At 48.7% G+C, this 1,316-nt stretch carries 2 protein-coding genes; both read left to right on the top strand.

Annotated elements, in window-relative coordinates; all coding sequences use genetic code 11:
* Window positions 1-13: 13 nt before the first annotated feature.
* Complete coding sequence (locus R7Q48_RS24270; RefSeq protein WP_005462378.1) at window positions 14-1,009, top strand: oligopeptide/dipeptide ABC transporter ATP-binding protein; 996 nt, start codon at window positions 14-16, stop codon at window positions 1,007-1,009.
* The coding region (locus R7Q48_RS24265) for an ATP-binding cassette domain-containing protein (protein ID WP_318132643.1) at window positions 1,006-1,316 on the top strand (311 nt) is incomplete at its 3' end. The genes R7Q48_RS24270 and R7Q48_RS24265, both read left to right, overlap by 4 nt.

Raw genomic sequence — 1,316 nt, 5'->3', positions numbered from 1 at the left:
TGGGGATCGAATAATGCCGTTATTAGATATTCGACATCTGACTATCGAGATCGAAACACCACAAGGGATGGTGAAAGCCGTCGACCGAATGAGCCTAACGCTCAACGAAGGTGAAATCCGAGGCTTGGTAGGAGAGTCTGGCTCAGGTAAAAGCTTAGTTGCGAAAGCGATCGTGGGGGTTTGTAAGGACAACTGGCGAATCACCGCGGACCGAATGCGCTTGGGTAACATCGACCTTTTACAGCTTACGCCGAAAGAGCGTCGACGCGTCATTGCCCGCGATATCGCGATGATCTTCCAAGAACCCTCAACCTGTTTGGACCCTTCCGAAGAAGTAGGTCGTCAGTTAATTGAGTCTATCCCCTCTCGCGCCTTTGAAGGCAAGTGGTGGGAGCGATTCAAATGGCGTAAAAAACAGGCCATTGCGCTACTGCACAAAGTTGGTATCAAAGATCACAAACGCTTGATGGGCAGCTACCCGTACGAGCTAACAGATGGTGAATGTCAAAAAGTCATGATCGCCATGGCCATCGCAACCAAACCTAAATTGTTGATTGCTGACGAACCAACTAACGACTTGGACCCCATCACTCAATCGCAGATTCTGCGTTTGTTGAGCCGAATGAACCAGCTCAACAACACCACGATTTTGCTGATCGGTCACGACTTGGCTACCATCACGCAATGGGCAAGCCGAATTACCGTCATGTACTGTGGTCAGTCGGTTGAATCTGCCGACACCGACAAAATCATCGAAGCACCTAAACACCCTTACACTGACGCGCTGCTAAAAGCGATGCCAGATTTTAATGATTGGGTGCCGCACAAGCAGAAACTGCAATCGCTACCTGGGTCTATCCCTCCTTTGCAGCATCTGCCAATTGGTTGTCGATTAGGGCCGCGTTGTCCGTACGCGCAAAAACAGTGTGTTGAAATTCCACACACGCGACGCATTAAAAACCATAAGTTTAACTGTCACTTTCCATTGAACACGGAGAAGAAGTCATGAGTGCGTTACTCGAAGTCGATAGCTTATCGAAGCAGTTTGTCACGCGTTCTCGACTGTTCAGACGTCAAGTTAATGAAGCAGTTAAGCCCGTGAGCTTTACGCTAGAACCGGGGCAAACTATTGGCTTTATTGGCCAGAATGGATCCGGTAAATCAACACTTGCACGTATGCTCGCAGGCGTTGTTGAACCGAGCTCTGGTGAGATCCGAGTCAATGGTGAGCGTTTAGAACACAAAGATTACGCAACGCGATGTAAGTTGATTCGCATGATTTTTCAAGACCCAAACACGTCATTGAACCCTCGGAT

It is taken from the genome of Vibrio sp. 378, assembly GCF_033339435.1.
The sequence above is the reverse complement of the archived record's forward strand: the minus strand, read 5'-3'. Positions and strand labels throughout refer to the sequence as shown.

What these genes read in the sequence shown, in the direction of transcription:
- R7Q48_RS24270 (WP_005462378.1), top strand. Translation starts at nt 14, where the DNA reads ATGCCGTTATTAGATATTCGACATCTGACTATCGAGATCGAAACACCA.